We start from the raw sequence: 23,800 nt of genomic DNA, 5'->3' as shown, positions 1-23,800 counted from the left end.
TAGGAAATTTCCAGACAGGTCAGTGGGATAGGTACTGGCAAGATTATAACTACCCACGGGCTATATGATAATAGCTATCGTGATCACCCAAATAATCAGGAAAATCCAACTAACAAAAACAGCGCTTACCACTCTGAAAAAATAACTTCAGGTTCCGATTTATCGGGCAAATGGTCTGAAATTGTCTAGGCAGTTACAGATATTGGCGCTGCTGGCTACAACTACAACATGATTAATCACAACTCCAATACCGTTAGACCGAATCGAAGATTGTGTAGTGATTAGCGTTGATGAAACAATTCGCTATACAAACCGAAAAAAATTTCTAAAGCACTTGGACGAATTGGATATTAATATTCGAAATAATCAACGCTTGATCCCAAATTATGGCGAGAAGTGGCGCTATGGCGAAGCAATTTCGACCAGTTTTGTGGAGTCGACGATTAACGAAGTTGTCGCCAAACGAATGGTTAAAAAGCAGCAAATACAATGGACGCATAAAGGCGTCCATTATCTGTTACAAACGAGAACGGCGGTTCTGAATAACGATTTACACCGTCACTTTGAACGCTGGTATCCGGGGTTAAAGATCGAGAAAAATGCGGAAGGACCTGCATCAATTTTGAAAATGGCGGCATGATTTGGAAAAAATACACCCCACTTTTTTATGCTCTCCTTATTGCGCGTCAATGAAGCACCGCTTACAGGTGAATCGCAATCTGTAGAGAAGCACTATGACAAATTAGTCCCGGAAACACTCCTGGCTGAACAGAAAAATACGGTTTTCCTTGGCGCCAACATTGTAAGTGGCTCCAGTTTGCTCCTTTCTATGAAACACTTATTTCAAAACGTAAACAGACCCTAAGACCCTTAATAAATTATGCTGGAGCATGTTCCGGAATTTTGTCCGTATTGCATTCAACCACTTTTTTACGCCGCGCAAAGAAACCAATAAAGCCTAAACCGGTGAGTAGCATCAGGTAGTTTTCAGGTTCAGGAATTGGCGGAGGAATAAATATAGGGATAGGGGTGAATATGGTATCGGGAGTATAGGAAAGCAAAAATCCTTGTTGAACACCATCTAACGAACCGCTTCCGATGATTTGCCCGTTGTTATTGATATCAATCACTTCCAGGTTAGTCCAACCGGATGAAACGGCAGCATCTAATAATGAAAGATCGGTTATCCCACCATGGCTAAAAATGAAAGAATGCTGTTCATAAGGATCTTTTGCAAACGCCACTCCTACGACTTCCCCTAAATCATTAATACCCATGGCTTCGCTATTATTGCCACCCAGCGTACCTAAGTCGGTCATACCTACGCCATCAGAGCCTGTTATGAAAGCGTGACGCTCAAACCATAATCCGTGGTAAGTGAATGAATATCCTACCACTTGGCCGGAATCATTGATGTCATTTGCGGCGCTGTGATATCCACCCAAAGTATCTAGCCAAGTAACACCCATTCCGTTCGGCCCTGTGATGAAAGCAGGTCCGACCGTTGATCCTACCATTTGTCCGGAATCATTGATAGCACTGACGTCACCGCTCCAATAACTAACATCTATATCTTTCATATCAACCCCATTAGGGCTAGTGATGAAAGGATTATCTCTAATTATAATTATCTCATCAGGCGTATAATATTCTCCGGCTACTTGACCCAAATTATTGATGGCAGCAGCGTCACTTCCATATCCACGAGAATCCAAGTATGTAATACCTACTCCATTTGGACCACTAATAAATGCTTGGTGAAATAAACCATTAGCTGGCTCTGAAGACCCCACGACTTGGCCGAGATCGTTAATGTCAGAAACTATGGTATGACTTTCACCTAATGTTTCAAATTTTGTTATGCCCGAACCGTTAGGACCTGTAATGAAATAATCGCCGTTAGATGATCCTAATACTTGACCTGAGTTATTAAGCGCAATAGGGAAAATGTCCAATCCTCTGATTGACTAATTAGCATAAGAAACTGCAGGTATTAAGGCAGTCGAAATGCTAGCAAATATGAGTGCAAAGTGCTTAAGAAGTGGGGAAAATTTCATTTACGATACTCCTCTTATTTGTAAGAGATCTCAGGGTTGTTTACAGAGAGATTGATTGAAATAGAGTTGAGTATTTCATAAGGGGTAGCATTATTCAAACTCTTATGAGATTTTTACGGTATAGAGTTGCCCTATTTTGACGGATAGTTTTCTCCCCGAGCCGAGAGAGTCTTGAGCTTTAAAGGTGAATTGCAGTTTATCTGCGATTTAATAAATCTTAACACCATTTAGATCATAATTCTTTCGACCTCATCGAGCGTCATTTCATCGCGTCGCCGGTCATATAATTGTGTCGTTCGAGTACTCGAATGATTGGCCATAATTGCTGCTTTTTCCAAAGTTCCGCCATTTTTTAGGTATGCAGTAATACCAGTCGCTCTGAAACTGTGATTGCCAACTTTTGTGGCTATGCCAGATTTATTAATGTGTCTTTGTATCATAGCATGGGCATTGGCTTGCATTAGGGGAGAGGAGGTTAGTTGTCCGGTTCCTCGGCCAATAGTACGAAATAAAAAACCTTTCGGGTCATCACGTAAGTTGGTTTCATTAATATATGCACTTAAATATTCTTCCAAATTATGGTGACAGGGCATTTCATGCCGTTTGTCACCTTTCTCATGCAGACGCACCCAGAGCCTCCTGTTTTGCGTATACACATCTTCAACTTTCATCGCTAAAGCAGCGCCAATCCGTGCAAAGGAATAGACCATCAATGCAATGAGTGCACGATCTCTTAACCCGGAAGGTTTGCTGACATCAATGCTGTTGAATAATTGCCGGGTATCTTCACTATCCAGAATGGGAGTTTTACCGGTTTTAACCCGATGAGCAGGTCCTCTGACAGAAGATGCCGGATTGGTTGCCACAATCTGGCCGACAACCAACCAATCAAATAAATGACGTATGGCTGCAAGATGTTGTTTGACACTTGGCGCCGATAATCGTCTAGTTTGTAATTTAATCCACGCGGCTACATGTAATGGCTCAATATCGATCAATGCGACAACTTGAGCTTCCGTTTGACACCAATTCATAAAATCCATAACTGCACGAACATAAGCACGACGAGTATGTGGATTGCGAATGTTAGATGCGAAGAATTCCAAAAATCTAAGTCTGGCTCGATCACCGGAAGTTGTGACCAGTGCGGAACAGCAAATTTTAGTCAGAGAAGTTAGATTCGACATTTTTTATTGGGTAAAAAAGCAATTTGGATGCTTGAATTTTACTATGATTCATACATGTGATAAAGGACACTATCACATGTATGAATATCATTATGCGGATTAATAGATCCTAATATTAGAACACCGTAAAGTATGATCGTATTGTATTTATTTTAAGGCGAACATCTTATAAGACCTCCATCGATAATTACATCGGGTAATGAGAGTTTTACATGATCAACTAATATAGTTGGTCAGAATCGTAATGCATACATCAATTGAATCATTTTAAGTAAGCTTTGCTTAAAGTAAACCAGAATGAAGCCGCGGATCCTGAGTATCAGATGGATTTGCAAATGACAGAGTTTTATCGATCTGAATTAGAAAGAAACTAATTTATTAATGAGAATAATTATCATTTGCATTTAATTAGAACAAAGAGTATGATTCATTTGCACTTACGTATCTTCGTAGATGCAGACCGCAGCTACCAGCGCATTAATTTTTGCGTAGACGGATGGTAGCTCCTTCTAATTTACTTTTTCATATTCCTTGCTTACAGCCCAGCACATTTCTTCCTCCTTTGCGTGCTGGGTTTCTTTCATATCCTGCATTTAATAACATGTATCTCCTGATTCGATTCATCAAGCTGATTCAGTTGTCCTTTACTGACTCAACAGCATGCCAGGCAGGATTTCTTCCGGTTCAAGAATTAAAGGAATGGAACACAGTTCTATCAGATGGACTGTCAAATGACTGAGTTTAGCCAACTTGATATTTACTGGGTTGATTTGGAATCATCACTGCCGAGATCCGGAAACACAGCCATATGCGTATGGAACCGCTGCTGGAACAGAAAGTAAGAATGAAAGCACGGCATCAAACTGAACGGCAAAATCTTACTGAAACGCAACAACGACGTTGGTAACAGGAAAGCGAAGACCGGCACGGCCGGTTAAATAAGGCATCCGGGGCCTGTGGGATCGCCTGACCGGACAACATGGCCAAGTGGTGGATTAAAACGAACGGAAGCCTGGCAGGCATTAATATGCGACACGTAGGAACGAGACAATCTGATTCAGCGCCAGCTGGAAGAGCGTCGTGCTTTGCAACTGAATATCAAGAATGTGCGGCACGACCGGAACAAAGAAATCGAACACCTGGAAACGATGCTGTTTCAGCATTGCCGCCAGAAATGAAAGCCCGCTTCAAGAGCAATTTGAACTGCATCAATCCAGGCATAACAAACCATCACTTCACCGAAACAACGATTACGACCTGTCGATGTAACGGCACACGAGATTCAGTGAATGCGTGGCTCAAATGCTATTTTTATCGAATAACCGAGTGCACGGGCGTAATCCTCGACGGTAGCCAGTTTCGGCGAAACATTCGAGTGCAAGCTTTCCAGGCGCGAGATATTGCTTTTCTTGGTACCCAGCAGATTGGCCATCTGCTCCTGCGTTACACCGGCTTTTTTACGCAAAGCAATCATCTGGCGTTTCATTTCGAACGCCGTTGAGAGTGCGTCATATTCGGTTTTGACTTCCGGATCTTGTAAAGCCGTTTGCCGAAATTTTTCGAATGTTGGACGTTTATTGGTCATTGCTTTGTACCTCTTTTAATCATTTTTGTACCGTTTCCATATAATATTTCGGTATTTTATTGTCCTTCTTGATCACCGTTAACAGAATCACGATTTCCTTGTTTCTGACGGTACAAAATACCGACTGGGAAATGTCTTCACGTCCCTTGGCTCGGACTCCGGATAATCCTTTGCCCAACGGGGCAGTATGAGGATGTCCCAAATCGAGACCGAATTCCTGGATGAGTTCTGCGATACGCAAGAAGTTGGCGAGAATCCCAGCTGGCAATGCCAACGTTTCCGCTTCGACCTTCTCGTTATAGAACTTGATCCTCCATGTCATAATTAAAGTTATCAAATATGAGATAACAATAGTCAAGACGGTCTTTCGAGTGACTGCCTTATTTCAGGCCAACCAGCAACCTCCAACAGAAAAACAAATCAATGATCAAGGCGTTCTTCCAAAAGAAGAAACGACTGCCGCTGTTTCTCGTACCTAAAGTGCGCAAGCGTCATGCGCTACCCATTTACAAAGACCATGAAGCGCAATGGAAGCTTTTTGCCGAAGGGGCACTCAGGAACCAAGTGTTCTATGACGAAATGATGTACCGGGGACACAAGATGCTACTAATACCGGGCAAAAAAGAAATAAATAAAGCTAGATTGTCGAGAAGAATCAGTCAGAAAATGATTTATAAATTATCTGTGAAATAAATGTGAAAAATTTGTGAATTTAATGTAAACTTTTTGTTAAGTTTGAATTCTAATTAGTTCAGATGTTTTTCTATAAACTTTTTCTGGAGCGCTATAGATGAGTACGAATTACGCTGGTAATAGCACAGCAATTACTCTTGGTTTGGTTTTGATATGTGTTCTAGCCTCAGCCGCTTTGATTTTATTTGAAGGAATGAGCACGGGAATATTATTTTTCACAGGATATCTGGTGATAGCTACTATCAGTAGCGCTTTTAAAGATAAAAGATATTCCTTGCGTAGAGCAGCTTTGGGTTGATTCATTAAACTCAGATTAGACCAATATTGTATCTGAGTATTGGTCTTTTTGTTTATAATCCTTAGAAATCGTTTCGAGTAATTAGAGTTAGATCAATTCTTCTATGAATCTCTTCGAGTTTAATTCCTCCGGGACAAAAGGTGGTTGAAAACCAGCAGATTGAAAAGTGAAGTTAATACTCCGCTGCTTGCGGAGAATACTTTATTTAAGCCACATCCAAACTCCCATCGCTATCATCATCAGATTTTCGGTTAAGGACACAAAGCCAAGCGGAACCTTGCTATTGCCGCCGACGCAAGCACATTTTAATTCGCGCTTATCGACATAGACGGCCTTAAACACAGAAATCGCACCAACAGTGCCGATAAACAGCGCTATCGGAGAAGATAACCAAACCAATGCGCCTGAAATCATCAAGATGCCAGAAGTTGCTTCTCCAAAGGGATAAAAATAGCTGTATCGCACCCACTTTCTAGCCAGAAGATCGTAGTTCAGGAACATTGTGGAAAAGCTCTCGATGTCCTGCAGTTTTTGAACTGCAAGCAAACACATCGCAATCGAAATAAACCATTCTATAGTGTGGACAGTCAGAAATGTGTCGTAAATTTTCCAATTCATCGCCACGGCCATTAGAAAGGAAACGGAGAATATAGCTATTACGGGCTTATAGTTGGTTTCGTCATCTTTTGTAATTTTTTCACCAAAATACTCACGTAACTCATCGTATCCACCAATACGTTTACCATCGATCCATGTTTGAGGCGTTGTTTCGACATCGTGCTCTTTCCGGAATGCATCGGTCTCTTCACGCGTCTTAAGATGGTGATCTTCGACATCAAAGCCCTTGCGTTCCAGTAAATCCTTCGATTTGAGGCCATAAGGGCAAATATGATCTTTCATCACCATACGATAGAGTTTGGCTTTTTTTTGATCAGTTATGGACATTTTATTTTTCCAGTGAAGTATTGTATTGAAGCGCTCTAAGTTCCAATGTGTGGTTTCTCAAAATCAGACATCTCATACAGCGGGCGAATTTCGATTTCACTCGGCCCTGGCATGGGATTGGGACAGCGCTTCACCCAGGCAATCGCCTCCTCCATATCTTTGACCTCCCAAAGCCAGAAACCGGCAACCAACTCGCGGGGGTGAGAGAAAGGTCCGTCGATAACCGTACGAATAGGACCATCGAACGCGACACGTTTACCCTGCGATGAGGGCGTAAGACCGTCACAGTTCCCATCTTTCATGATGCCTGCCTTGACCAGTTCGTCATTAAATCTGCCCATTGCTTCCATCATCTCCATCGTATCGGCAGTTCGGACAAAGCCTTTTTCGCTATCTTCAGTCGCTTTCACTAACACCATCACACGCATCGTCGATCTCCTTGTTCGGTCGGCCCATCAGCCCAGCATACAAACGAAAGGCTATTTCCGGTTTAATAAAATTTCTTCAACGGTTAAAACGCAGGGCACTTATGGCGTTTGAAAACCGTCACTATTTTAAATAGAGACACACGAATACCTATCAATGTTTCCTTTAAATTAGCGGTTCAATATAATCGACACTCACAAAGCTCAAGGAGAAAAGCATATGAATCTTCCATTTCAAAGTGATACCCTGGGTAAATTGACATTACGTCTCACCGTTGGCGTACTGATGCTGTTTCATGGCGTCCATAAGGTACTCAATCCAGGCTCTCTCGATTTTATCGGCAAACAGCTTACCAGCATGGATTTACCCCAGGCTTTGGCGTACGGCGTTTATTTGGGAGAAGTGATTGCTGCGCTGATGATCATTCTTGGAATCTTTTCTCGGCTTGGCGGGTTGCTTGTTTTCGGTACTATGATCTTTGCAATCGTGCTGGCCCATCGCAGTCAATTATTCACATTAACCGATCACGGTGGCTATGCGCTGGAATTGCAGGTTTTCTTTTTACTGACAGGACTTGCAGTATTCTTTCTTGGAAGTGGTAGATTTGCCGTTAAACCTGATTAGAAGCTTTAGCGATCAGGCAAAAAGTACTTTGTGCAGCGCGTATTACGCAAACACAAATGGAAAAACAAACCGTCCTGTCTATATATGACGATATCGCCGAGTGGTTTGATTCTGCACGCAACAAATCTTTGTTTGAGCGTTCATGTCTGGATTTTCTTTTATCTCATCTTCCTGAAAAAGCATCCGTTCTGGATTTAGGCTGCGGAACGGGAGAGCCTATCGCGCAATACCTGATAAGCATGGGGTGCCGGATAATAGGTGTGGACGGCTCTCCCCGCATGATTTCATTATGCCGGAAGCGTTTTTCGGACCATGAATGGATATTGCAAGATATGCGGCAATTTCAAAGCCCGGAAACTTTCGACGCCATCATCGCATGGGACAGCTTTTTTCATCTCAACCGCGATGACCAGCGAGAGATGTTTACCGTGTTTACAAAATATTGTCGACCGCAAGGAATTTTGCTGTTCAGCAGCGGTTCGGAAGACGGGGAAGCATGGAGTCCAATGTTCGGGCATGATACCGCGCGGATGTTCCATGCCAGCCTTGATACGGGTGAATATCGTGTCCTGTTAGAAAAACATGGATTTGTCATTCTTAAACATACGCAGTCCGATTCCGCTTGTGGAGGGCATACTTACTGGATAGCGCAGAAAATTTAAGCTGCACCGGTTTCATCATAAACATCATTCAGCCTGTAAAATTTACCATCACTCTTCTGGATAGGTTTCCAACTAAAGCATATAAATGCTTGCCAGCAAGGTGTCGGTTTATTTTATGTGAACTTAGGAATAATCGTCGGCAACTTTGTTGCCGTTTCGTTTCTGACTGGCTCATTCCATGCGGAATAAGCTCATAAGCCTGCTCAATTATCGCGATTTTGTTGAGATTTATCATTACCGCAGCACATACATTGGCTAGGTATACCAAATAGCTTTAGCACTAAAAACGGGGGTTACTGCAATATTAGGAGAATCAGAAGGAGCGGCAAAGCATGCTCTCGCGGGTAAAATATCGCCTTGAGGAATCAGCTTCATCATTGAGCGCAGCTTCGGCCATATTTTCTCATCCAGTAGGGTTTTGGGCGTTAAGTCATTTAAAAATGCTCTAACCCAGTCTGTGTTATCGTGTCGCTCGATACTTTTTGCTAACAATAACGATTGATTAGCCATCAATGCACATTTCAATAAGTTCCTAATGCCGGACGGGAATTGTACCCGTAGAGATTAAATTAGTATAAGAGTTCATGAATAGATGCAATGTACGAGAAGCCACAAAACAGCCTAATGCATCGATTCGATGCCGCCAGCAAGATAAATCCATCCAGCCCGGCACTGCTGACTGATCTACCAGATCGATCATCTGTTACCGCCCCTTCCAAATGTAAACAATTACTGCCATCGAGGCTTGATAAATCCACTGTAGCACCAAAACCGGAAGCCTTACCAAAAACTATGTAACTTGAGCCGGGTATATATTCATTCTCGGGAACTGAAGGGAAGTGAGGAGAGCCGATTATTACATCGTCAAAACCGTCACCGTTGAAATCACCTGCATTGCTGACCGAGAACCCCGGTAAACCAGGTAAAGATTCTCCTTTTATAAGAAAACCGTTGCTACCATTGAGGCTGGATAAATTAATTACCGTAGTTGCCATGATTAGAGACTCCTTCAGAGAACTCCTTACTAACTTATTGGTTAAAATTGCCTTTCTAACTGTTTAGTAAAGCAAACCAGAAGATACTATGCCCAAATAATTTCCTTGGCTATGGTTAATTTATGATTTGCAATGCGTTTATGAAGATAAGCTCAATCTTGGAAGATACCATACCACGTCGTTTTGTCTGTCTATTCATTATTTAAGACAGAATAATGCCAATAAAAATCACTGTGTCAAATTTGTGCCAAACTATGGTAGAAATACCGCCATTTGAGGCTGAATGACACTGGGTTTGTGCTTGGCAAGCATTGTAAGTGGTTGATATAATTGATGCTGTATTTGTTATCTGCGTCTCATAATCCCTTGGTCGTAGGTTCAAATCCTGCCAGATTCACCAAATAATCAATCACTTAGTGAATAACATCCTAAGTGCTTTTTTGTTTATTAGCTTTGTGTAGGGGCAGTGTAAGGAAATCCCGAAGATAGCAATGAATAAAAACTACCTATATTGTGACGATGAACCCGGTGAGAGAGAGGTCAAGATCGGAGGAGGGCACACCGGGTTCTTTAGCTTCCAGCCATCCGGCTACGCTTTAGCGCTGGCCGGTGCGGTGAGTCATGTGAATAGAGACTGCATGACGGCTTCATTATTCCACCCTTTGACTTAATTATCTGTAAGGGGGATTGCGTAAGTGTATGCACTGATTCTTAGCTTGCCTGTAAGTTTCTTTATTACTAAAACCTGATTTTTCTGCAGCAACTTCTGCTGTTCTTTTTCCTTGCTTATTTCCTAATTCATCTTCAACGGCTTTAGCTATTTCCACCTGCTCTTCTTTTGGTAATCCCGCAATCTTCGCGGCTGCGCTGACGGCTATCTCACCAGCATCAATTTTTTCAATAAGCTCTTCTGGGCCTTGGTCAAGTACCTTTCTGACAAACTGAGCTGATCAGTTGATACGTTAGCATTTCCGCTGCCTCTGTTTGAGAGGCGCTGAAATTTCGGTATGCTGATTTGACCCAACCTCAAGCGTAGCCAACCGACTAGCCACCATCGCACGCTGGGCAGTATCCAAATGCCTGCGTTTTAGATTTAATCTCTGTGGGTACAATTCCCTGCCCCTTGGGGGGAAAGCTGGTTGAAAACCACCAGGTTGAAGGGCGCAGTTAATACCCCGCTACTTGCGGTGGGATACTTTATTGAAACAACGAACCCGAGCGGATCTTCACCAACATATTCACGGGTTCTGATTGCGGTTCTGGTTTCAATACAAGCTCTATATCTATTCCTGCCATCAAGAATTTTTCCTTCAAATAACCAGATAGGCTCTCTCAATCCGTTGTGATCAGTACGTTATCGCACATTCTTTGATTTAAATGTTCACTAGAATCAGTAGCTGAGTTTTCATTTAAAAAAGGAAAAGAAGAAAATGGGTAAATATATTCTTGCATGGCTTCTGGGGGTTCCGTCTATTGTTTTAGTAATTATTTATCTTTTAAATAATTAGAAAAATTTCTGAATTGCTCCAAGGATGTGCAGCGTGGGCAGTATCATGGTGTCTGTTTTATAGACCAGTTCTGCAAATGGATGGCCTCGTACTTTCAGAGCAAATTGAACTGAATCGGTAGAAGCATTTGGTAATGCTGCGGTTTTAGGCTGGGTCATTCCTAAACGGATTTCTGGAGTAAGACTCCCAGTTCGGTCAAAAAGAGAGTCTAGGAACTATCTTTAATTGAATAGAATGAAATTCAGATTTGTACCATCGTTTTTATTACCAAAAGTTAAATGGAGAACCGGAATGATCAAAAAGTTAACGCTAAGCCTATTGATTTCATGGTTTTGGTTAATGATTAGTCTGGCCGTTTTTGCGCAATCTCACGCGCCGGAATTGATTGATAAACGGGATCAAAGAGAAAGAAGCAAAAAGCGTGATTCCGGGAATGAAGCAGATATGAAAAGTGATTTTGGATTAGCGAGTCCTAATGATCCAGTCAGAATTGATCCTAGTGATCCGGCTGGGGTTACCACAAATACCCCGCGACCACGAATACCATCACCTAGCGGCAAGCCTGGAAATCAGCATTGAGGTAAGGTCGTAATGCACATTTGTACCTTTCTGACAAAATTGGACTGAATCAGTGGAAACATTTAATAATGCGGCTGCTTGCGGTTGGGAGCACTGTTTTTTCACTGTACAAATAGCTTAAAGATCCCCATGACAAGCAAATAAATCGGAAATCACAGGGAAATAGAAAATTTTCTGATTTTGCAAAGGTCTCATTTCATCAGAATGATTGTTAATTTCTAAATACCATACAAATTTTGCCGATAAAAGTATTGCGTTTTATGAGGACGCAATAAGCATAATTTCTTTACACAAAAACAGTCAGGAGGAGTCTTTAATCCTTCTGACTGCCTCAAATAAGCCGTATTCATCATTTCCTGATCTCAACTTTCCTCTTAATCCGAGCAAGATATAAAGTTAAGTTCCGTACAGATAAACATAAAAAAGATAAATATAGTTCTTACTCTTTTTTATGCGAGGTAGTAAAAATGAAATTTTTAAATTTATCAGTAAGTATATTTCTGACGCTATTTTTCTCTTCAATCGCCATGGCTGTAAATCAAGATCCTGATTTTGACAAAGAAAGAGATCGTGAAATTTCAAGAGGTAAGGAAAGAATACAAATAACAGAAGATCGCATTAAGTGTCTCCAGAATTCAAAAGATTTTGAAGGCTTAAAAAAGTGTAATGACACTGCGGACAAAAGAGCGGATGCATTAGAGGCCAAGATTAAATCACAAGCTCATGAAGGAAAACCAATTAAAGATAATAATCAAAAAGAAATGAAACATTCTGAGAAGAATAAACAGAATTGAATGTCGTTAACCTTTGCTAAAAAGTCAGAGGTTTGTTCATAAGATACTGAAATATAATTACTTGATCGGGCGAGGATTGAGGCCGGGAAAACTATTAGGATCAACTGCTTAGCTTAGTAGCGCCCAACCCCAAAGCCGCTTATTAGTTTTTTACAGGCTTTAACCCAACGGCAGCGACAATCATTCCAAGAATTGCCAGTGCGGCAACGATCGGAAATGCGCCTAAATAGCTACCGGTGATGTCCTTGATGTTGCCGGATATCAGGGTTCCTAGGATGGCGCCTGCGCCATAGGCTGTGAAAATGAGTCCGTAATTTTGCGCGTAATGTTTTTTTCCAAAGAAAATTCCTGTGGCCGTGGGTGCTATCGCAAGCCATCCTCCGAGGCACATCCATAATACGCAGAATGCGAAAAAGTACAGCACTGCGTTGCCGTGCCCGAACAAAGAAACCAGCAAAGACACGCTAAGTATCATCGCAAATGACGTCATTGCAGTATGCCTCGGGCCGATCTTGTCGGTGATGGCGCCGAACAAGGGCCGTCCCAAACCGTTGAATATGGCAAATAAAGAAACGGCGAGCGTTGTCATGGCCGCATCCAGCTTAGCCACTTCCGTTCCCATTGGAGATGCTATCCCAATGGCCATGAGTCCCGCCAGGCATCCGATGGTGTAGGTCGTCCATAGCGCATAGAAATGGCGCGTCTTCAGCATTTCTCGTCTGCTCAGGTTCGAGCTGGGTAGAGAAACGGCCCCGCCGATTTCCGTTTTTATGTCAGCAGAACTCCAGTTGGCAGGTGGAAAACTCAATAGCTGCGCTAACAGCAGGATTACCGCAAGGAAAGCGATGCCCGCATACAGAAAGGTATTCAGGATGCCAATGGCGGGGTTGTCGATCATTGCTTTCAGAAGAGGAGCTACGATCAGAGCGGATACGCCAAAACCCATCACCGTTAAACCGATCGCCAAGCCGCTTTTTTGCGGAAACCATTTGGCGACCACCGCAATCGGGCATCCGTAGACGATGCCAGCGCCAGCGCCGCCGGTGACGCCATATAATAAGGTCAGGGTCATGATATCTGGAGAAAAACTGGCGGCAATCCATCCTCCTGCGGCCAGTGAACCGCCCAGCATGGCGGTATTTCTTGGGCCCCATTTCGCCATCAAGTTTCCTGCAATCGGCATCGCCAATGCGAATACCGCTAAGAAAACCATGAATGGATAGCCGCTTTGGCTCGACGTGATGCCCCATAAGGATTCCAACGGTTTTCTGAAAATGCTGAAGGCGTAAATCGATCCCAGGCAAATATTGATCAATAATCCCACCACAACCAATATCCATCGACCTTTCTCGGCATCGATGCCGAATAATTTGCATCTTGTCTCAGCCATGCCGTCCGTGCCTTTTTTATGATTCGATGCCTTGCGATCTCAGATAATCGTCGTAATTGCCTTTGAAATCGTTGATGCCGTCCGGTGTCATTTCGAGAATCCGCGTAGCCAGTGAAGAAACGAACTCGCGGTCATGGGAAATGAAAACCAACGTGCCGGTATATTTCTCCAGTGCGCTGTTCAGCGATTCGATGGATTCCATGTCGAGATGATTGGTCGGTTCATCCATCAGCAACACGTTCGGTTTTTTCAGGATCAGCTTGCCGAACAGCATGCGGCCTTGTTCGCCGCCGGAAATCACGCGCGTGGATTTCTTGACATCGTCGCCGGAGAATAATAACCGGCCCAGCGTAGCGCGGATGGTTTGATCGTCGTCACTGCCCTTCCGCCATTGATCCATCCATTCCGTCAATGACAATTCTTCTGCGAAATCGGCCGCGTGATCTTGCGGGAAGTAATCGGGGTTTGCTTTCTCTGCCCATTTGATTTCGCCGTGATCCGGCATCAATTCACCGGCCAGGCAACGCAGCAGCGTGGTTTTGCCGATACCGTTCGGGCCAATGATGGCGACTTTCTCGCCGGCTTCGATATTCAGACTCAAGTCTTTGAATAATGATTTTTCCATGCCGGGGAAACGCTTGCTGATGCTCTGGATGGAAACCGCCAGGCGATGTAATTTTTCCTTGTCGTGAAATTCGAAGCGGATGAATGGATACTGGCGGCTTGAAGGCTTGACGTCTTCCAGCTTGATTTTTTCGATCTGCCGCGCACGGCTGGTGGCTTGCCGGGCTTTCGACGCATTCGCGGAAAAACGGCTGACAAACGACTGCAAATCGGCGATCTGCGCTTTCTTCTTGGCGTTATCGGTCAGCATGCGTTCGCGCGCCTGGGTCGAAGCGGTCATGTAATCGTCGTAATTACCCGGATAGATGCGCAGCTCGCCGTAATCCAGATCGGCCATGTGCGTGCACACGCTGTTCAAAAAATGCCGGTCGTGCGAAATGATGATAATGGTGTTCCTGCTGGCGTTGATGACATCTTCCAGCCAGCGGATGGTATTGATATCGAGGTTATTGGTCGGCTCGTCCAGCAACAGAATATCAGGATTGGAAAACAACGCCTGCGCCAGCAACACGCGCAATTTGTAGCCGGGTGCTACGGCGCTCATCAACCCCTGATGCTGGGCCGTAGGAATGCCGACCCCAAGCAGCAGCTCCCCGGCGCGCGCTTCTGCGGAATAGCCATCCAGCTCGGCGAACTCGGATTCCAATTCAGCAGCGCGCATGTAATCGTCCTCAGTGGCGTCCGGGTTGGCATAAATCGCATCGCGCTCCTGTTTGATGCGCCATAACTCCGCGTGGCCCATCATCACCGTGTCGATCACCAAACAATCTTCAAACGCGAATTGATCCTGCCGCAATTTGCCGACCCGCTCGCCGCTGTCGACCGAGACATTGCCGGCGGTCGGCTCCAGATCGCCGCCGAGAATCTTCATGAACGTCGACTTGCCGCAACCGTTCGCGCCGATCAACCCATAGCGGTTACCCCCGCCAAATTTGACAGAAACATTTTCAAACAGCGGCTTGGCGCCGAATTGCATGGTGATATTGGCGGTTGTGATCAAAACGGGTACCTGCGGATGATGGTTACAAGAAAGGGGCGCACATTTTAAACGTTTTTCAATGGGTTTGCTGGGGTATGGTTTGAGTTGAGCCACAGAATCGATGACCGATTGCATGAAACGGCGATTGGGGGGTATGCTGCGTAAGTTTGGAATTTTGGGGTAGGGATTTAAAGTCTGCTTGTGTTGCAACTTAAAGCAGTAATAAGTCTATAAAGAATAAGGAGATGGCAATGAATGCTTCAGGATTAATTTTTACACTTGACGTAATAGATCGCAACATTTCAGACGTCTAATTTTAGTTAACTAGTAGTGCCATGTCGCTCGAATCTACGCTAGCCGCGATCGAAAAGACACGAATAGAATGGACTGACCTTGCTTCCTTCACTCGTGAAAGCAAGCACTTCGAAGTAGCATTCAACCTCTTTCGCGAAGCCGCGAGCTATGTATGCGTTCTCGCGAACATTTGCGTCGGGCCCATCCAAGCGTGGAACGTGGAGCAGGCTGTCCTGGGTGGTAATTTGGTTCGCATGTTCAAGCTGATGCGGTTCGCGATGGAGGAATCAATTGAGCACCGGGAGGAAATGCTCTCAGTGTTGGTTCGACTGCTTGCCGAGTGTGTCATCAACCTTCGGTTCTTGGTCAGAAACTCCTCTCCTGAGTTAATCCGCTCATACCTCTTATACTCACTGCAGCACGAGAAAGAGCTCGCCGCTCTTATTAAGTCGAATATCGACGCCCGTGCTGGAGAGGTGCTTCCAATCGAGGAGCGAATGCTCCGCTCTATCGCAAGGACATTCGAGAACTCACTCCTGAAGGAAGAGGAATTGCCGGCGAAGAAAATTCGGAACTGGGGTGAGAAGAACTTGTTTGAGAAGGCGAAGGATATCGGGCTTGGAGATGCCTACTTGGCAATCTTCGGCGGTCCGTCACGGAATGTTCACGGTGGCTGGCAAGATCTTCTGCAATATCACCTTGAATGTGAATCGCCTGGGATTTTTCGACCGAGGCTCGAATTCAAGAACCCAAGACCGCAGGCCATTTATAGTCTCACTCATTTGATTGCCGAAACTCTGATGGAATATGTGGAGCTGCTCAACCATCCTAGTCTCGACCCTGTATTCGATGTGCTCGAAGACCTAAAAGAAAGGAACTATGCTGCTTCCCAAGCGCACGAGGGATACCTCGTAGCCAAGATGTCGGCTAACAGATCGGCCAGTCCGTGTAAGGCAGAAGCTGAAAGCGTTCCGCCGGATCAAAATGATGGCGGCATTGAATGATAGGCTGGCGCTGGTTCTGATTTAACAGATTATCTTTTATGCATCCGTCTTACGTAGCTAAACGCAAAGGAGATATGACATGACCAAAATTGCAAAGAACACGATCTGCCTCTGGTACGACAACGATGCTGAGGGTGCTGCGCAATTTTATGCCGAGACGTTTCCCGACTCGTCAGTCGGCGCGGTGCATCGCGCACCGGGGGATTATCCATCGGGAAAGGAAGGGGATGTATTGACTGTCGAATTCACCGTCATAGGCATCCCGTGCATCGGACTCAACGGCGGACCTGCGTTCACGCACAACGAAGCTTTTTCGTTTCAGGTGGCGACCGAGGATCAAAGTGAAACGGATCGCTATTGGAACGCGATCGTCGGTAACGGCGGCCAGGAGAGCGAGTGCGGCTGGTGCAAGGACAAGTGGGGTATTTCCTGGCAGATTACGCCGGTTGTCCTGACGAAAGCATACACCAGTCCTGATCGCGTAGCCGCCAAACGAGCGTTTGATGCGATGCTGACGATGAAGAAAATCGACATTGCCGCAATCGAAGCGGCATTTCGCGGTTGAGATGCGGGCGATCTGATTACCAAATGCGTTGGATACCATAGTGATCAAACAGATGCTCGTTACTGATGAGCGGTATGTTCAAGGCTTGTGCTTGTGCAATCAGCATGCGGTCAAACGGATCGCGGTGTGGACCGGGTAAGCTGCCGGCACGTAGGGGGTGATCGACTGTGATGTCGAGCGGCGTAAATGCCTGGTTGATCACACAGGCATGAAAATTTGCTGCCACGGCTTGAGCGCCGGGTAATTTACCGATACGCACTTTGGTGGCAATTTCCCAAGCGGATGCCGCACTGATCAGAATGCGGTGCTCATCCGTTTCAATCCAACGGCGGACAATGATTGATAAATGTTCGTCGCCGTCCAACCACCACAGCAAAGTATGCGTATCCATCAAAGCTTTCAATTATTGTTCCCAAGCTGCCAATTCTTCGTCCGGCAACGGTTCAAAAAAAGCCTCAGTGACTGTGGCTTTGCCGCGCATGGCACCGAATTGCCGCTTGTGCGGCGCTGAAGCCACAGGTACCAATTTAACGATGGGATTCTTCCCTTTGGCGATCACTACTTCTTCACCCGCGCAAGCTTGCTCGATGAGCTGAGAAAGATGGGTTTTGGCGTTGTAAATGGTGTAAGTTTTCATTGATTAACTCCAATCTGACCAAGAATGGTGGTCAAGAATTATACTTTTTGCTATTCGCCTCAGCAAAAACAAATAAGGTCGTACTTTACTTTCACATGAAAGTTACAAAAAAACGGGGCAGTTTCAGGCAAGGTGCCAAGTCATGATAGGTTAGGATGACATTAGGAATTCCAACGAATTTCCAAGTAATTCAGACAGGAAATACTGTAACAGTAACTGATGGAGAGTTCGTAATCGGTGATTTTGCTGGGCTTTAGCAGCATGTAACCATCCTGGATATCGATTGTACGGACATAGCCGGTCACCGCGTCAGCTTATCGGCTTTTTTATTTGTGAGATCTCTTCCCAAATCAATCAACAAAAGGATTCTTAACCAGCAATCCCTCGATTTGGGCCGTGCGGCAAATCTTCCGTGTACAACGCGTGCTGCCGGATTCAAGGGCTGCAGCAACCATCAAGGCATCGTAAAAACTAAAATCATAGCGCGCTTGCAGATTAAGGCCGCGTTGGTAAAGCGTCAGGCTGGGCATGATCCGCCAAAGGGGGATAGAATCTGTTGCAGAAAACGCTGAGAATTTTCGGGGCTCATGCGCTTAATGTAATATTTTTCATCGATGATCCTTTGCTAATACTGTGTACACAATCTGAGTGTACACTTTGGTATGCAAGTTGGGCATGATGGTACTGACGTTCACTTCCACGTTATTTTTCATATTGGGGAGCGCTGAATAATGAATACTGAGTTTGTGAATAAGCAGGGAACGCCTACAGCTTCTGAATATCTTTCAGCTTCGGTAGAGGAGATTATTGAACGCGCCAATAAAAGCTCAGTGGAGAGTGAAATACCGTTTGTTACGGCGTTATTCGCCGCAAAATCACATCAGGATCAAAAGAGAACATCAAGCAAGATGTTCTATGTCGCCGTGATAACCACAATGATTGCTGCAATGTCTCTAGGCCAGAGTTATATTTCATCACGTCAAGACGCCGACAAAATTAACGAGATCAATTCAATCAGAAGTGAGTTAAAAGGTCAGGAGAGTTCTATTTTTGAGTTAAAGGAAAAGCTGATAGCCATAGAATTAGCTGCGGATGCTTTAAAGGCCGAAAGAGAAGAACACCTCAAAACGATCGAATATTTGATGAAAACAGTGCAGCGGTATGAGTATAAAGACAGCAAGTCACCAAAACCTAACAAGTCAAATTAGCTCATAGACTTCAAAAATTGCTACGCGCTTTTTGCATTTAATAATTGGGTTATTAGCAACGGTTGGAGATTATGCTGTACAAGAATATAGGTTCCGAGTGATGGGCTTACCGGCTGAGCGTATGTTCCATGAATGTCTTAAGGAGGGTTGATGATGCGAATTATTTCTTCATTAGGTGCACGAAAGAATTCTTTGATGTTCCGACTGGCATCGATGATGGTCGCGATGATTATCAGTTTCTCGGTTTCAGCCAATCAGAATTCTGGTGTGGAAAAAGATGCTTTGAAAGCAATCGAAATCGCAGGTATTTCCTTGAATACGCCAGCGGAAGCGATAGCGAAGATTCTGCAGGCTAAAGATTATGTGCCCGTCAATGAGACTGTGTATACCAAGCAGGAGGCGGCACCGAATGGGCGCAGCACGATTTACCGCATGGAAGTCGAAGATACGCCAACTTTCCGTCAATTGAGTTATTCCAGAAATATAACCGGCGGGCGTAATAAAAGCCCTTCTCCACGCGATGCCGCTATTCCTACTGATGAAATAACCGCGGCGCAGCAACTGTATGAATTAGCCTGCGCCGTTCCGGAAGAGCAGCAAACACAACGCGCATGCATGCCGCCGGCGCCAGCGAATATTATTGTCGGGCACGGACAATGGGTTGCCATCGATCAGCATCGTTCGGTATTACTGAAAGCTTCGGATACAAGTACATCCATGATGATTCGATATATCAAGTGATTTCTGTAATATCTCTCACTCTTACAGGAGCTTAGTGCCTTGGTGCAGCGTGATGTTGTGTTTGGTCATCCAGGAAATGTTGCAAATGCGGCAACAACAGCGCTGGTTTCTCTTCTTGCACGGCATGACCGACATCGCTCAGGACGACGAGTTTGGAATTAGGCAGATGTTCATGCAAACGTTGGCCGATAGCCAGAGGTACGATCTCATCCTCGCGGCTCCAGACAATCAAGGTGGGAATTCTCAGGTTAGGGTAATTGTTCGAGAATTCCTGCAAATCGCGGGGTAAGATTTGCCGCGCAGTGGTGAGTAATGCGTATTTGGCATTCGGCTTGCCGAGATCGGCGGCATAGTGATCAATGGCGTCTTGCGGGATCAGGTCGTCGTTGAAATAGACTTTTTTCAGCAGGTCTTTGACTTGGAAAGTATCGGGAAGCGTGTGGATGAGCAGAGGGCCGAGAATCGGGGTGGCGAGTATTTTTACGAAGTCGGGCAATTCCTGCGGATAGGCGATATTGTCCATCAGCACCAGGCTTTTTTGCAACTCTGGATTCGATGCCGCTAAATAAATCGACACAGCCAGCGCCACACCGCCGCCATAGGAATGGCCAACGATATGGAGATTCTTGAGATCGTTGTCGAGAATGAAGTTGCGAACCAACCGGGCCTGTTCATAAACGGAATAGGCATCATCGCGGGGTTTCGGCGAATCGCCGAAGCCTTTCAGATCGATCGTGATGACACGGTACTTCTGCGCCAGTGGCGCAATGACATGCCGCCAGCTATAGCTGCTCGCGCCAAAGCCGTGGATGAGCAGTACCGGCTCTCCCGTGCCGGTACTGCTGGATGCCAGCCGCAGGTCATCGGATTGATCTGGTATGCGATATTGCGCCCAGCCGGGGGTATTTTTATCCATGACCGCGCAGCCGCTCAAGCTCAAAGCTGCAGCCAGGCACATAAAGATAACTATTTTCATGACGAAATTATTCTTCATTTCAGTGCTCGAACCAGCATGACCATATCGAATATTCCGCCCACAGCAAACGATATCGCGCCAAAAATGGGCAGCACGGCGATTGCGACGCAAGCGGTTTTTAGGCGTTTGGCTTCGGCATCGTCATCAATTCTCATGTGGTGTGGGATGGAGAGAATCACATAGCTGATCAAGCTGAGAAAAATGATGTTGCCCAGCGACAGCGGCAGTAGATTGGTGAAATAGATTTCGATCGGCCCGAGCGTTTGCTCCAGGCAATAGCCGCATTTGTCGATCAGGTCGAACATCATGTCGCGCCGGGCATTGATGATCTGAAAGAAGCTCAGCGTCGTATTGACCGCGCCCCATAACGCCGCCAGCAGAACGATTGGAAGTCCAAGTTTGTCCATGTCATTTCTCCTTCTGTGCAAAAGAGGCAGTAGGCGATTAGTTTATGATTCCGTCCGCAGGTAAGATGGAGATTAGCACGAGGATACGCAAACAAATGGAATTTTTGAAACAAGCGAACAATGGACTATCAATTACTGGAAGTTAAAAACGGCAAGCCGATCAAGATGTGGACGTACGGGGTGCCGGTTGAGGATGATGCCCGCCAGCAACTGATCAACATTGCGGGCTTGCCGTTTATTTACAGGCATCTGGCGGTCATGCCGGACGTGCATCTGGGCAAGGGATCGACAATCGGCAGCGTCATTCCGACGCAAGGCGCGATCATTCCCGCCGCGGTCGGCGTCGATATCGGTTGTGGCATGATGGCGGCACGCACGACGCTGGTTGCTGCCGATTTGCCGGATGAATTGTTCGGATTGCGCAGCGCGATCGAGCAGGCGGTACCGCATGGCCGCGTTGTGAAGCGCGGCAGGCGCGACAAAGGCGCGTGGGAGACGCCGCCGGAACCGGTCAATGCTGCATGGGCTGGGTTGTTGCCTGGCTTCAAGCGCATTACCGAGAAATATCCGCGTTTGAAGGACACTAACCATCATATTCATCTCGGCACTTTGGGAACGGGCAATCATTTTATCGAAGTTTGTCTGGACGAGGCAGATCGGGTCTGGTTCATGCTGCATTCGGGTTCTCGTGGCATAGGCAATGCCATCGGCAGCTTGTTCATTGAACTGGCGCAAGACGACATGCGCCAGCATATCGCCAATCTGCCGGATCGCGATCTGGCTTATTTCGAAGAAGGCAACCGGCATTTCGACGATTATGTCGAGGCCGTCGGCTGGGCGCAGGAATTCGCGCGACGCAATCGTGCGGTAATGATGCAGCATGTGATCACGGCGGCCCGGCACGTCATTGCCAAGCCTTTTTCCGCAGATATCGAAGCGGTCAATTGCCATCACAATTATGTGCAAAAAGAAACGCATTTCGGCGCGGAAATTCTGGTGACGCGCAAGGGCGCGGTGTCGGCGCAAAAAGACGAACTGGGCATCATTCCCGGTTCGATGGGCGCGCAAAGCTATATCGTGCGCGGCCTCGGCAATAAAGAAGCGTTTTGCTCCTGTAGCCATGGCGCCGGACGTGTCATGAGCCGCAATGAAGCCAAGCGCCGCTTCACCATCGAAGATCAGATCGCCGCCACCGCCCATGTTGAATGCCGCAAGGATGCCGATGTGATCGACGAGATTCCAATGGCGTACAAGAATATCGATGCCGTGATGCGAGCGCAGCGCTCATTGGTTGATGTTGTGCATACCTTGCGGCAGGTGGTGTGCGTCAAGGGGTAGGCAAAAATTGCTCATCACGACTCACTGAATCGCGCGTATTTGATTCACGATAAGTTTCGGTGAGATGGCGGTAGTCAGAGTGATTCCTGAGCGCTAAGTACCACTTCGCTCTGTCATGCTGTGTTGAACTCAGATCATGGATTTAAAGATAACCAGAGCAGTGTTATCGCCAAATTCGGGATTTTCTCGGTGTTTTTTAGTTCTTTGCGCGAAGATATAAAACTTTCCGGTTTGATCCAGCAGTTTGCCGTTCTTCAACTTCAAAAAGGTCCTTCTTGGCTTTGACCAAATCGGAGAGCTTCTTGTAGCCATACAGCCTTGAATCAAAATCCGGTTGCAATTTGGTCAGGTAGCTACCAAAAACACCCAAACTCGTCCATCCATTGTCATCGACCGATTGTTCAAGCGCGGACAGCACAAAGGCTTCCGGAAACTCCGGTTTTTGTTCAACCGATTTTGCCGTAGTCTTGGTTTTGGTGGTTCTCTTTCTCGTCTTTTCTTTTGCTGCGGACTCAGCCGATTCTGCGGCCGGGGTTGAGCGCAGAATTTCTGTGAATACAAATTTGTGGCAAGCATTGCGAAACGCATCGGGCGTTTTTTTCTCGCCAAAGCCGTAAACGGTAAGTCCTTCCTCACGTAGCCGCATAGCGAGGCCAGTGAAATCGCTATCACTGGTAATCAAGCAGAACCCATCAAATTTGCGCGTGTACAGTAAATCCATCGCATCGATGATCAATGCGCTGTCGGTAGCATTCTTGCCGGTTGTGTAGGCAAATTGTTGTACCGGCTTGATGGCGTACTTTTGCAAAACCTTTTTCCAGGATGCGCTGGATGTCGCTGTAAAATCACCGTAAATACGCTTTACGGTCGCTTCTCCGAACCTCGCGATTTCTGCAAGCAGCCCTTCAATGACAGCTGCCTGCGCATTATCGGCATCAATTAAAACTGCAAGCCGAAGCGAAGATTCTTCAGATTCATTTTTTGCTATTGCGCGCGAAGAAGCCAAAATAAACTCAAACTATGTAAGTTATTCATCCGTCATCCTTTCGTAAGCTTAACATACCTATCCACACTTAGACCTAAATGCTTGTCTGGCTTTTGTGAGCAGCGCATGAAGTCAGCAGGCATTATCTTCCGTTTGCTTATCGGTTATTCGTGCCACCCTTTTTGTTGATTTGACAGGACATATTCATTCAAGTACTTTCCCACGCGTGGGAGAGGGTAATTTTTTCTTCAGTGATCTGAACTTCGAAGCTACTGAAACTATTCAATGAAGGGAAATTT

The 23,800-nt window shown here is 45.7% G+C and carries 28 protein-coding genes and 1 pseudogene; 11 read left to right on the top strand and 18 right to left on the bottom strand.

Annotated features, from left to right (window positions below; genetic code table 11):
* Positions 1-364: 364 nt before the first annotated feature.
* Positions 365-640, top strand: a pseudogene (locus tag ABF87_RS14735) (ISKra4 family transposase); the annotation flags it as partial.
* Positions 641-878: 238 nt separating this feature from the next.
* On the opposite strand, the gene ABF87_RS03620 reads toward ABF87_RS14735, so the two are convergent.
* From ABF87_RS03620 to ABF87_RS03600, 4 genes are all read right to left on the bottom strand, one after another.
* Positions 879-1,955 (bottom strand): HAF repeat-containing PEP-CTERM protein, encoded by a 1,077-nt coding sequence (locus ABF87_RS03620; RefSeq protein ID WP_160827775.1) that lies wholly within the window; start codon positions 1,953-1,955, stop codon positions 879-881.
* A gap of 329 nt (positions 1,956-2,284) precedes the next feature.
* A complete protein-coding gene (locus ABF87_RS03615) occupies positions 2,285-3,244 on the bottom strand; it encodes a tyrosine-type recombinase/integrase (RefSeq protein WP_160827774.1) in 960 nt (319 codons plus the stop codon).
* Between the two features lie 1,282 nt (positions 3,245-4,526).
* Positions 4,527-4,829, bottom strand: a complete 303-nt coding sequence (locus tag ABF87_RS03605; RefSeq protein WP_036526706.1) for a helix-turn-helix transcriptional regulator — start codon at positions 4,827-4,829, stop codon at positions 4,527-4,529.
* Between the two features lie 19 nt (positions 4,830-4,848).
* Positions 4,849-5,151, bottom strand: a complete 303-nt coding sequence (locus tag ABF87_RS03600) for a type II toxin-antitoxin system RelE/ParE family toxin (protein WP_160827772.1) — start codon at positions 5,149-5,151, stop codon at positions 4,849-4,851.
* 101 nt (positions 5,152-5,252) lie between these two features.
* Here ABF87_RS03600 and ABF87_RS03595 point away from each other — a divergent pair, with 101 nt between their 5' ends.
* Positions 5,253-5,522, top strand: coding sequence for a hypothetical protein (locus tag ABF87_RS03595; RefSeq protein WP_160827771.1), 270 nt, complete (start codon positions 5,253-5,255; stop codon positions 5,520-5,522).
* A 108-nt stretch (positions 5,523-5,630) separates the two neighbouring features.
* Here the strand turns inward: ABF87_RS03595 and ABF87_RS03590 are convergent, their stop codons facing one another.
* The 3 genes from ABF87_RS03590 to ABF87_RS03580 form a co-directional block, all read right to left on the bottom strand.
* Positions 5,631-5,825, bottom strand: a complete 195-nt coding sequence (locus tag ABF87_RS03590; RefSeq protein ID WP_160827770.1) for a hypothetical protein — start codon at positions 5,823-5,825, stop codon at positions 5,631-5,633.
* Between the two features lie 196 nt (positions 5,826-6,021).
* Positions 6,022-6,765 (bottom strand): glutaredoxin, encoded by a 744-nt coding sequence (locus ABF87_RS03585; protein ID WP_160827769.1) that lies wholly within the window; start codon positions 6,763-6,765, stop codon positions 6,022-6,024.
* A 35-nt stretch (positions 6,766-6,800) separates the two neighbouring features.
* Positions 6,801-7,193, bottom strand: coding sequence for a YciI family protein (locus tag ABF87_RS03580; RefSeq protein WP_160827768.1), 393 nt, complete (start codon positions 7,191-7,193; stop codon positions 6,801-6,803).
* A 217-nt stretch (positions 7,194-7,410) separates the two neighbouring features.
* Here ABF87_RS03580 and ABF87_RS03575 point away from each other — a divergent pair, with 217 nt between their 5' ends.
* Complete coding sequence (locus tag ABF87_RS03575; protein ID WP_160827767.1) at positions 7,411-7,815, top strand: DoxX family protein; 405 nt, start codon at positions 7,411-7,413, stop codon at positions 7,813-7,815.
* Between the two features lie 56 nt (positions 7,816-7,871).
* The gene (locus ABF87_RS03570) at positions 7,872-8,477 is read left to right on the top strand and encodes a class I SAM-dependent methyltransferase (RefSeq protein ID WP_160827766.1); all 606 of its coding nucleotides are present in this window, start codon (positions 7,872-7,874) and stop codon (positions 8,475-8,477) included.
* Positions 8,478-8,732: 255 nt separating this feature from the next.
* Here ABF87_RS03570 and ABF87_RS03565 read toward each other — a convergent pair whose 3' ends face one another.
* From ABF87_RS03565 to ABF87_RS03555, 3 genes are all read right to left on the bottom strand, one after another.
* A complete protein-coding gene (locus ABF87_RS03565) occupies positions 8,733-8,987 on the bottom strand; it encodes a hypothetical protein (RefSeq protein WP_160827765.1) in 255 nt (84 codons plus the stop codon).
* Positions 8,988-9,046: 59 nt separating this feature from the next.
* Positions 9,047-9,472, bottom strand: a complete 426-nt coding sequence (locus tag ABF87_RS03560; RefSeq protein ID WP_160827764.1) for an integrin alpha — start codon at positions 9,470-9,472, stop codon at positions 9,047-9,049.
* A gap of 671 nt (positions 9,473-10,143) precedes the next feature.
* Positions 10,144-10,299 carry a hypothetical protein gene (locus ABF87_RS03555; protein ID WP_160827763.1) on the bottom strand — a complete coding sequence of 52 codons (156 nt, stop codon included), beginning with the start codon at positions 10,297-10,299 and terminating at the stop codon, positions 10,144-10,146.
* Between the two features lie 972 nt (positions 10,300-11,271).
* Here ABF87_RS03555 and ABF87_RS03545 point away from each other — a divergent pair.
* Together ABF87_RS03545 and ABF87_RS03540 are read left to right on the top strand one after the other, a co-directional pair.
* Positions 11,272-11,559 (top strand): hypothetical protein, encoded by a 288-nt coding sequence (locus tag ABF87_RS03545; RefSeq protein WP_160827761.1) that lies wholly within the window; start codon positions 11,272-11,274, stop codon positions 11,557-11,559.
* A gap of 467 nt (positions 11,560-12,026) precedes the next feature.
* Positions 12,027-12,353, top strand: coding sequence for a hypothetical protein (locus ABF87_RS03540; protein WP_160827760.1), 327 nt, complete (start codon positions 12,027-12,029; stop codon positions 12,351-12,353).
* A 142-nt stretch (positions 12,354-12,495) separates the two neighbouring features.
* Here the strand turns inward: ABF87_RS03540 and ABF87_RS03535 are convergent, their stop codons facing one another.
* Both ABF87_RS03535 and ABF87_RS03530 read right to left on the bottom strand, forming a co-directional pair.
* A complete protein-coding gene (locus ABF87_RS03535) occupies positions 12,496-13,743 on the bottom strand; it encodes an OFA family MFS transporter (RefSeq protein ID WP_160827759.1) in 1,248 nt (415 codons plus the stop codon).
* A 16-nt stretch (positions 13,744-13,759) separates the two neighbouring features.
* Positions 13,760-15,367 (bottom strand): ABC-F family ATPase, encoded by a 1,608-nt coding sequence (locus ABF87_RS03530; RefSeq protein WP_160827777.1) that lies wholly within the window; start codon positions 15,365-15,367, stop codon positions 13,760-13,762.
* Between the two features lie 314 nt (positions 15,368-15,681).
* Between ABF87_RS03530 and ABF87_RS03525 the strand changes: the two genes are divergently transcribed.
* Both ABF87_RS03525 and ABF87_RS03520 read left to right on the top strand, forming a co-directional pair.
* Complete coding sequence (locus ABF87_RS03525) at positions 15,682-16,644, top strand: DUF5677 domain-containing protein (RefSeq protein ID WP_160827758.1); 963 nt, start codon at positions 15,682-15,684, stop codon at positions 16,642-16,644.
* 79 nt (positions 16,645-16,723) lie between these two features.
* Entirely contained in the window at positions 16,724-17,209 is a 486-nt protein-coding gene (locus ABF87_RS03520; protein ID WP_160827757.1) for a VOC family protein, read from the top strand.
* A 16-nt stretch (positions 17,210-17,225) separates the two neighbouring features.
* Here ABF87_RS03520 and ABF87_RS03515 read toward each other — a convergent pair whose 3' ends face one another.
* From ABF87_RS03515 to ABF87_RS03505, 3 genes are all read right to left on the bottom strand, one after another.
* Positions 17,226-17,600, bottom strand: a complete 375-nt coding sequence (locus ABF87_RS03515; protein WP_205012653.1) for a type II toxin-antitoxin system VapC family toxin — start codon at positions 17,598-17,600, stop codon at positions 17,226-17,228.
* A gap of 12 nt (positions 17,601-17,612) precedes the next feature.
* Entirely contained in the window at positions 17,613-17,846 is a 234-nt protein-coding gene (locus tag ABF87_RS03510; protein ID WP_160827755.1) for a type II toxin-antitoxin system Phd/YefM family antitoxin, read from the bottom strand.
* Between the two features lie 350 nt (positions 17,847-18,196).
* The gene (locus ABF87_RS03505) at positions 18,197-18,376 is read right to left on the bottom strand and encodes a PIN domain-containing protein (protein ID WP_160827754.1); all 180 of its coding nucleotides are present in this window, start codon (positions 18,374-18,376) and stop codon (positions 18,197-18,199) included.
* A gap of 201 nt (positions 18,377-18,577) precedes the next feature.
* On the opposite strand from ABF87_RS03505, the gene ABF87_RS03500 reads away from it, so the two are divergent.
* Together ABF87_RS03500 and ABF87_RS03495 are read left to right on the top strand one after the other, a co-directional pair.
* Positions 18,578-19,054 carry a hypothetical protein gene (locus tag ABF87_RS03500; protein ID WP_160827753.1) on the top strand — a complete coding sequence of 159 codons (477 nt, stop codon included), beginning with the start codon at positions 18,578-18,580 and terminating at the stop codon, positions 19,052-19,054.
* Between the two features lie 150 nt (positions 19,055-19,204).
* Positions 19,205-19,795 carry a hypothetical protein gene (locus ABF87_RS03495; RefSeq protein ID WP_160827752.1) on the top strand — a complete coding sequence of 197 codons (591 nt, stop codon included), beginning with the start codon at positions 19,205-19,207 and terminating at the stop codon, positions 19,793-19,795.
* Positions 19,796-19,826: 31 nt separating this feature from the next.
* Here the strand turns inward: ABF87_RS03495 and ABF87_RS03490 are convergent, their stop codons facing one another.
* Positions 19,827-20,771 (bottom strand): alpha/beta fold hydrolase, encoded by a 945-nt coding sequence (locus tag ABF87_RS03490; RefSeq protein ID WP_160827751.1) that lies wholly within the window; start codon positions 20,769-20,771, stop codon positions 19,827-19,829.
* 14 nt (positions 20,772-20,785) lie between these two features.
* Positions 20,786-21,178, bottom strand: a complete 393-nt coding sequence (locus tag ABF87_RS03485; RefSeq protein WP_160827750.1) for a hypothetical protein — start codon at positions 21,176-21,178, stop codon at positions 20,786-20,788.
* Positions 21,179-21,298: 120 nt separating this feature from the next.
* Between ABF87_RS03485 and ABF87_RS03480 the strand changes: the two genes are divergently transcribed.
* The gene (locus ABF87_RS03480; protein ID WP_160827749.1) at positions 21,299-22,516 is read left to right on the top strand and encodes an RtcB family protein; all 1,218 of its coding nucleotides are present in this window, start codon (positions 21,299-21,301) and stop codon (positions 22,514-22,516) included.
* Positions 22,517-22,712: 196 nt separating this feature from the next.
* Here ABF87_RS03480 and ABF87_RS03475 read toward each other — a convergent pair whose 3' ends face one another.
* A complete protein-coding gene (locus tag ABF87_RS03475; protein ID WP_160827748.1) occupies positions 22,713-23,522 on the bottom strand; it encodes an NYN domain-containing protein in 810 nt (269 codons plus the stop codon).
* Positions 23,523-23,800: the final 278 nt, after the last annotated feature.

The organism is Nitrosomonas sp. JL21, from assembly GCF_009833095.1.
GTDB lineage: Bacteria > Pseudomonadota > Gammaproteobacteria > Burkholderiales > Nitrosomonadaceae > Nitrosomonas.
Note: the sequence above shows the minus strand (reverse complement) of the source record. Positions and strands in the feature narration are given on the sequence as shown.